This window comes from Planctomycetota bacterium (assembly GCA_035384565.1).
Taxonomy (GTDB): domain Bacteria; phylum Planctomycetota; class PUPC01; order DSUN01; family DSUN01; genus DAOOIT01.
Genome location: DAOOIT010000064.1, coordinates 24,667 through 32,009 on the forward strand (window position 1 = coordinate 24,667; position 7,343 = coordinate 32,009).

Annotated in this window: 8 protein-coding genes; 5 read left to right on the forward strand and 3 right to left on the reverse strand. The window is 70.1% G+C overall.

Annotation, left to right across the window (positions count from 1 at the left end):
* Window positions 1-30: 30 nt before the first annotated feature.
* Both PLE19_19205 and PLE19_19210 read right to left on the reverse strand, forming a co-directional pair.
* On the reverse strand, window positions 31-1,263 hold the full coding sequence (locus tag PLE19_19205; protein ID HPD17077.1) for a bifunctional 3,4-dihydroxy-2-butanone-4-phosphate synthase/GTP cyclohydrolase II: 1,233 nt from the start codon (window positions 1,261-1,263) through the stop codon (window positions 31-33).
* A gap of 51 nt (window positions 1,264-1,314) precedes the next feature.
* The gene (locus PLE19_19210; GenBank protein HPD17078.1) at window positions 1,315-1,824 is read right to left on the reverse strand and encodes a hydrogenase maturation protease; all 510 of its coding nucleotides are present in this window, start codon (window positions 1,822-1,824) and stop codon (window positions 1,315-1,317) included.
* Between the two features lie 219 nt (window positions 1,825-2,043).
* On the opposite strand from PLE19_19210, the gene PLE19_19215 reads away from it, so the two are divergent.
* The 5 genes from PLE19_19215 to PLE19_19235 are packed head-to-tail and all read left to right on the forward strand — an operon-like array spanning window position 2,044 to window position 6,160.
* Window positions 2,044-2,868, forward strand: a complete 825-nt coding sequence (locus PLE19_19215; GenBank protein HPD17079.1) for a hypothetical protein — start codon at window positions 2,044-2,046, stop codon at window positions 2,866-2,868.
* A gap of 24 nt (window positions 2,869-2,892) precedes the next feature.
* Entirely contained in the window at window positions 2,893-3,030 is a 138-nt protein-coding gene (locus PLE19_19220; protein HPD17080.1) for a hypothetical protein, read from the forward strand.
* 44 nt (window positions 3,031-3,074) lie between these two features.
* Window positions 3,075-3,641 (forward strand): HEAT repeat domain-containing protein, encoded by a 567-nt coding sequence (locus tag PLE19_19225; protein ID HPD17081.1) that lies wholly within the window; start codon window positions 3,075-3,077, stop codon window positions 3,639-3,641.
* Entirely contained in the window at window positions 3,607-5,016 is a 1,410-nt protein-coding gene (locus tag PLE19_19230; protein HPD17082.1) for a hypothetical protein, read from the forward strand. Before PLE19_19225 ends, PLE19_19230 begins: the two co-directional genes overlap by 35 nt.
* A gap of 28 nt (window positions 5,017-5,044) precedes the next feature.
* Window positions 5,045-6,160 carry an NADH:flavin oxidoreductase gene (locus PLE19_19235; GenBank protein HPD17083.1) on the forward strand — a complete coding sequence of 372 codons (1,116 nt, stop codon included), beginning with the start codon at window positions 5,045-5,047 and terminating at the stop codon, window positions 6,158-6,160.
* Here PLE19_19235 and amrB read toward each other — a convergent pair.
* Window positions 6,151-7,343: AmmeMemoRadiSam system protein B (gene amrB / locus PLE19_19240; protein HPD17084.1), on the reverse strand; the 1,193-nt coding region annotated here is incomplete at its 5' end. The genes PLE19_19235 and amrB overlap by 10 nt on opposite strands.

Consider the following 7,343-nt stretch of genomic DNA (forward strand, 5'->3'; position numbering starts at 1 on the left):
TGGCGGCCACAGAGGCGGGCCTCCGGGCGGTCAATCGAGGCGGAGGGTGTGCCCCAGCTTGCGCTTCTTGGCCTCGAGATACTGGCGGTTATGCTCCGTGGGCCGCACGACCAGGGGCACTTGCTCGACGACCTCGAGGCCGAAGCCCGCGAGGGCGTGGAGCTTCTTGGGGTTGTTGGTGAGCAGGCGGATGCGGCGGAGGCCCAGGTCGCGCAGGATCTGCGCGCCGATGCCGTAGTCGCGGAGGTCCGCCTTGAAGCCCAGGCGGACGTTGGCCTCCACGGTGTCGAGGCCCTGCTCCTGGAGGAGATAGGCGCGCAGCTTGTTGGCGAGGCCGATCCCCCGGCCCTCCTGGCGCATGTAGAGGAGCACCCCTCGCCCCTCGGCCTCGATCTGCTCGAGGGCCGCATGGAGCTGGGCGCCGCAGTCGCACCGCAGGCTGCCCAGGGTGTCGCCGGTGATGCACTCGGAGTGGACCCGCACGAGCACGGGCTCCTCCAGCGGCTGCGGCTCCCTGGCGTTGTTGAACACGAGGCCCTTCGTGAGGGCCAGATGCGGGTCGGCATCCACCTGGCTCTCGTAGCAGAGCAGCTCGAAGGTGCCCCACAGCGTGGGCAGGCGCACGGGGCTCACGGCGCGGCGGATGAGCGTCTCCGTGCGCCGGCGGTACTCGATGATATCGGCGACCGTGCAGATGCGCAGCGAATGGCGCTCGGCGAACTTCTCGAGCTGAGGCATCCTGGCCATGGTGCCGTCGTCGTTCATCACCTCGCAGATGACGCCGGCCGGCGTCAGCCCGGCGATGCGGCAGAGGTCCACCGAGCCTTCGGTCTGCCCGGCTCTCGCCAGCACGCCGCCCTCGCGGGCGCGCAGGGGGAACACGTGGCCGGGAGTGCAGAGATCCGACGGCTTGCAGTGTGGGGCGACCGCCGTGCGGATCGTCGTGGCGCGGTCATGCGCTGAAATCCCCGTGCTGATCCCCTCGCGGGCCTCGATGGAGACCGTGAAGGCCGTGCCGTAGCGCGACGGCCCCCGCTGGGGCTGGAGCGGGAGCTGGAGCTCGTCCACCTTCTCGGCAGTGAGGGCCAGGCAGATGAGGCCGCTGCCGTGCTTGGCCATGAAGGCGATGGCCTCGGGCGTGACCTTGTCGGCGGCCAGCACGAGGTCGCCCTCATTCTCCCGGCTCTCGTCATCCACCAGAATGATCATCCGGCCCGCTTGAAGCTCGCGGACGGCTTCTTCGATGCTGCTGAGTCGGCTCATCGAGTGGCGCTCCTCCTGATGCGGATATTCTACCAGGAGCGCCTATCGGCTTCAATCGCGCGGTGGCGGCGTTGAGGCCTCGGCGGGTCGGGGCGGAACCAGGGCGGTGGCGATCTCGCGCTCGACCAGTTCCACGGCCCGCGGGATGGCGGCGGCCACCGCCTCCGACAGGTCGTCGCCCAACTCGACCACCTGGGGCTGGATGCCGACGATCCGCACCCTGGCCCTGTGCCCGAGCTGCTGCGCGAGCTGCACCACGCCGAGCAGGTTCACCGAGTGGAGCGACATCCGCCGGTCGCGCACCGTGCTCTCCACCTCCTCGGGCGAGAAGGCGCGCACGGTGCCCGGCGGCAGGCCCATGTCCGCACAGTCCACGATAATCCCCACGTCCGTATCTTCCAAGTCGTTCACGAGGCCGTAGCCGTCGGTGCCGGTCTCGCGCAACGACACGCAGGGCGGCAGCGGGCGGCGCCCGAGCGCCTCGAGCACGGCGATGCCCGCGCGCTCGTCGCGCATCATCCGGCTGCCCGCCCCGAAAATCGTGATCCGAAATTGTGTCACGGCCAGTCGGCCTCCAACGAACCGCTGTTGGGGGATAACTAGAGAAGCACAAGTGCACCGGTGAGTCAACCGCGACTTGCCCGGCCCCCAGGGCGAAAAGCACTTGACGGGTCGGCACCCGGGCGATATGATAGGGTAGGAGCGGCGGGAGTCGCCAGAGGAAGCGCCGCCCGGCGCCTCAGGCGAGCACAAGGTGCGACAGGTTCAGGAGTTACGGCAATGACCGGATTCAGAGCCAGGCGAGGCGGGTTCACCCTCGTCGAACTCCTCACGGTGGCGGGCATCGCCATCGTCCTTTCGACGCTGGTCGTCGCGGCCATGTACGCAGCCCAGGAAGCCGCGCGCAATGCCAACTGCCGCACCAACCTCTCCCAGCTCCACAAGCTCATGATGACTTACACGCAGACCTACGGCCAGTTCCTGCCGGCCATGTGGCACGAGCGTTGGGTGGGCGAGCTGGGCCTCTCCGGCGGCAAGTGGCGCGCCGACCTCCAGAAGCAGAAGCAGAAGAGCTACATCAAGTACATGTGGGACCAGTGGGCGCTATTCCTCAAGACCCCTGGGGCCAAGACCTTCCCGCCGCCCAGCGCCGTCGGCAGCAGCGCGCCGGGCTACACCTACTGGAACAACATCCGCAAGCGGATGGGCGACATCTATAAGCCGGGCGGCTACGAGCCCCGCTACGAGAACATTGATGATGTGAACCCCCTGATGCCGGCCGTCTGGAACAACTATCAGGACCCCGGCCACTACCTGGGCCTCACCCCCTGGGTGAGCGGCTATGCCAACGGCGCCCGCACCCCGGCCACCTCGGGCGCGCCCAGCGTGCGGTGCCCCAGCGACACCAGCGACTACCGTTGCGACCAGGGCCCCATCGTCTCCTACATGGGCCTCGCCAAGTACGGCTGGTGGCACCGCGGCGGCACCGACACGATCAGCCGTTACTACGAGTACCACCAGATTCAGGAAGTAACCAACTTCGGCCAGGGCATCCTGCTGTCGGAATCGGAGCCAGGCACCTGGCAATACGGCGGCTGTGGGTGACGCTGGCACGCGTACCAGCACCCCGTGCGGGTGCTGAAACGGCACAGCGGCGGCGGCAACATCCTCCACTTCGACGGCAGCATCACGCTGGCCAAGGACCCCCAGCAGATGCGCCTGGACTACTGGGAGCCCGACTACAAGAACTGGAACCCGGGCTGGTAGTCAGCCGATGGCGCCCGCCGCTCCGCGGCAGAGAGGCCACGCCGATGAGAGTCCCGCGCGGTATCTCCCTCTTGTGCATGGCGGCATGCGTTCTGGGCGTTGGCTGCGGCGAGAAGGAGCGCCCGCCCGACGACCCAGGCGTCGAGGCCGTCCTCCGCTCCGGCGCCGGCGACAACCGCCAGACCATCCAGGCCTTCGTCAAGGAGCGCGGCCTCGAGGGCCTCAAGAAGCTGCTCGAGAAGGACTCGATCCGCGCGCGCATCGTCGGCATCACCGGCCTCGGCATGCTCCGCGGCAACCGCGAGGCGACCGAGCTCCTGCTCAAGCACGCCAACGGCCAGGACACCGAGGAGGCCTACTGGGCCATCATCGCTCTGGCCTACCAGGGCGCCCCCGAGGCGAAGGACCTCATTCAGAAATTCATGCAGAGCGAGGAGGCCCGCCTCCGCGAGGGCGCCTGCGTGGCGATCCAGGAGTACCGCGACGAGACCCTCTACCCGCTGCTCGACGCCGCCCTGAGCGACCCGAACCCGGCAGTCCAGGGGGTGGCGCAGATGATGAAGCAGATCATCAGGGATGGCCAAGCTGTCAAGCACCCGAAGGGGGACTGACCCCGCCTCTCCTCATCCCCCGTTGCCTTGGGTGGTCGTCGGGCGCACGGTCCTCCCCATTGCCATGTGCCTGCTGGGCTGCGTGTTGGCTGTCTCGTGCTCTCTCGTGGAGGGCCTCCTGGGCGCCCGCTCCGCGGAGGGAGTACCGGTTGCGCGAAAGACCTCGTTCCACGGCTGGCGTCAGTGCTGGCGTCTCACCAATGGCCTCGTGCGCGTCACCGCCGTGCCCCAGATCGGGGGGCGGCCGCTCGAATACGCTCTGGGCGAGTGCAACTTCCTGTTCATCGGCAAACCCGATCTCGGCGCGACCGTAGACGCCCAGCGTGGGCCGGGGTACCGCTACTTCGGCGGCTCCTTCACCCAGCTTCATCCCGAAGACCGGTGGGTGCGGCTCCAGAGCAGCTACCCGCCCGACCTGTTCATGGGCCGCTACGAGGCCGAGGCCGCCCAGGGCGAGGGCGGCGCCGCCGCCGTGGACCTCACCAGCCCGCCCGACCTCGCCAGCGGCACCCGCCTCGTGCGTCGGCTCGAGCTCTTCCCAGGCTGCACCCGCCTGCGCATCACCGACACGCTGACCAACCTGCGGCCCGTCTCCCAGGAGTGGGGCATCCACAGCGTCCTCCAGCTCAAGGGCGTCGCGGTCCCCGACGGTATCCTGAGGGGCAACGAGCGGCCCTCGGGCGACCTGACGCTCTACGTCCCCCTGAGCGCCAAGAGCGCTCACAAGGGGGGCGTGACCTATGTTACCGGCGGGGAAGGCACGCGACGCGGCTCCGACCAATGGAACACGCGCGAACTGCCGGGAATCCTCACGCTGCGCTACGCCCGCGAGTTCGGCAAGGCCCTCGTGGACCCCGAGCTGCCCTGGGTGGCCCTGGCCGACCGCCGCTCGGGCTACGTCTTCGTGCAGAAGTGCCGCGTGCCCGAGAAGGCCATCCTCAGCGCGGGCGCCGCCCTCACCCCGTACCCGTTCATCGAGGTCCAGTGCTTCGGCACGCCGACGCGGCTCGGGCCCGGCGAGACCTCGATGCTGGTCCAGGACTGGTGGGCCGCCTGCTGCCGCGGGCCGGTGGTGGACGTCACGCAGGCGGGCGTCGTGTCGTCGCCCCTCAAGCTGCTCCAGGGAGGCGGCCGCACGTGGCTGGCCGGAGCCTTCGGCGTGTTCTATGTCGGCCGGGCCGACCTGGTGTTCCAGGCAGCGGATGGCGCGGAGCTGGCCCGCCTGGGGTGCGGATTCGTGACGCCGCTGCGGCCGTTCACGCTGAATCGGGCCGCCGACGTTCCCCCGCGAACGGCCCGCGTGATCCTCGAGGTGCGCGACGCGGCCGGCCAGCCCGTGGGCGACCTCGGCCGCCTTGTGCTCGGCGCGCCCTGACCCTGTGGCCCTCCCCAGGAGATTCCGCATGACGACGGTCTTCACGCCGGCTCGGCTCGGCGCTCTCGAACTCCCGAACCGCCTCGTGCGCTCGGCCACGGGCGAGAAGATGTGCCGGAGCGACGGCAGCGCGCCGCCGTCGGTCCCCCAGTTCTACGCTCGCCTCGCCCGGGGCGGCGTGGGCCTGCTCATCACGGGCCACAGCTTCGTGCGCGCCGACGGCAAGGCCAGCGAGGGGATGATGGGCGTGCACTCCGATAAGATGCTGCCCGGGCTGAAGGCCGTCGTCGAGGCGGTGCAGGGGAACGGCGGCAAGGTGGTGTGCCAGATCAACCACGCGGGCCGACAGACCCGCCCCGAGTTGATCGGCGGCAAGCGCCCGGTCGCACCGTCCGCCGTGGTCGAGAAGACCACCGGCCTCAGGCCCCGCGCGCTCGACCCGGAGGAAATCGAGCCGCTGCTCGACAGCTACGTGACCGCCGCCTGCCGCTGCCGCGAGGCCGGCTTCGACGGCGTGCAGCTCCACTGCGCCCACGGGTACCTGATGAGCTCGTTCCTATCGCCCCACACCAACCGCCGCACCGACGCCTGGGGCGGCAGCCTCGAAGCCCGCGCCCGGTTCCCCCTGGAGGCGGTCCGCCGCATCCGCGCGGCGCTCGGGCGCGAGTTTCCGCTGCTTGTGAAGCTCAATGCCGAGGACTTCATCGAGGGCGGCCTCACCCTCGCCCAGAGCTGCCGCATCGCCGCCTGGCTGGAGGCCGAAGGAGTGGACGGGATCGAGATCAGCGCGGGAATGGCCGAGACCGCCGACCAGATCGTGCGGAAACACATTGACGCCCCGGAGAAGGAGGGCTACTTCATCCCCTTCGCCCGCGAGTTCCGCCAGCACGTGCGCGTGCCGTTGATCTGCGTGGGCGGCTTCCGGTCCCTGAGCGTCATGGAGGCGGCGCTCGAGAGCGGAGCCGCCGATTTCGTGTCGCTGTGCCGCCCGCTCATCCGCGAGCCGGAGCTGCCGCGGAAGCTGCGCGAGGGCACGAGCACCCGTGCGACCTGCATCTCGTGCAACTGCTGCGGCCCCGATCCCGAGGGGCGCCTGGCGTGCACCCTCGACCTCCAGCTCGCCAAGGCCGGCGCTCAGGCATAGAGGGCCAGGCTGGCGAAGGTGACGGCGCGCTGGGCCTCGTAGTCGGCGGCCTGCCGGTAGTCGAGCAGGCGGCAGGAGGCGGCGTCGGTCGCCGCCAGGAGGGTATAGATGGGCGGCCCGCCGCAGACGTGCCGCGCGTTGTCGTCGGCCCGGAGCGCGTCGTAGAAGGCGTCGGCATCCCGCGCCTCCACGTGCGCCAGCAGGGCGCGGTCGGCCTGCTCCACGTCGGCCATCACCTGCGGGGTGAGGTCGAACTCGTCGCCGAACTGGCGGCCCACATGGGCCAGGTCGGCCCCCGCGACGATGCAGGCCCGCAGGCCGCTCTCCCGCACCACGTCGCGCAGCGCGGCCACGAAGTCGGCAATCTCCGGCACATCCCGCGGCGAAGCGTTGTCGCCGACCCGCTCGTCCATCGCCCCGCACAGAATCGGCAGGAGGATTGCCCGCCGACCGCGCAGCACGTGCTGGAGCCACACGACCTGGAACTCGATGGAGTGTTCGGTCTTGTGCACGAGCTCCTCGTCGAACGGCTGGCGGCGGTAGCGCTGGGCCAGGGCATCCACCAGTGCGGCGTCGGTGGCCATCGTGCCGAGCGGGGTCTCGAAGCTCTTGCGCGTGAGGATGTAGAGCGCTCCCCGCGCGAAGTGGGCGGTGCCGAGGACGATGAAGAGCTCGGCGGGACAGTGCTCTGCGACGGCCTTGTAGGCGTGAGCGTAGCACGGGCCGCCGCGGTGGAAGTCAATGTGCGGAGCGACCAGCCCCGTCAGCCGGGCATCGCCGCCGGCTCGGCCGGGGAGCCCTGGCCCTCCCGCGGCGGTGAAGTAGCCGTCGAGCGCCTCGGCCAACGGGGCCGCCTCGGCGGGGTAGGCGGCCCCGGCGCTGGCCGGCAGGCGCACAGGGCGGGCGCGGAACTCCTCGGTCACGGCGGCGAGGTGCTGGCGGAAGTGCTCGCTGTCGAGCAGCAGGGCGTCGTCGAGCTGCCGGACGATCTCGCGGAGCCTGTCGCTGTGGACGAGTTCGCCGAACTGCCGCAGGAGGGCGGCCTGGATGTCCACGATCGTGTGGGCGCCGTCGAAGTGGGCGAGCAGGAACATCATCGGCTGGGGCACGATGAGCAGCTTGTCGCTCAGGCGCGCGGGGTCGTGAATCTGGACGTAGATGCGCCCGCCCTGGCGCACGGGCA

Excerpts from the sequence above, each read along its gene's own strand:
- PLE19_19205 (HPD17077.1), bottom strand. The coding sequence starts at position 1,263 with ATGAGCCGACTCAGCAGCATCGAAGAAGCCGTCCGCGAGCTTCAAGCG.
- PLE19_19215 (HPD17079.1), top strand. The coding sequence starts at position 2,044 with ATGACCGGATTCAGAGCCAGGCGAGGCGGGTTCACCCTCGTCGAACTC.
- PLE19_19225 (HPD17081.1), top strand. The coding sequence starts at position 3,075 with ATGAGAGTCCCGCGCGGTATCTCCCTCTTGTGCATGGCGGCATGCGTT.
- PLE19_19230 (HPD17082.1), top strand. The coding sequence starts at position 3,607 with ATGGCCAAGCTGTCAAGCACCCGAAGGGGGACTGACCCCGCCTCTCCT.
- PLE19_19235 (HPD17083.1), top strand. The coding sequence starts at position 5,045 with ATGACGACGGTCTTCACGCCGGCTCGGCTCGGCGCTCTCGAACTCCCG.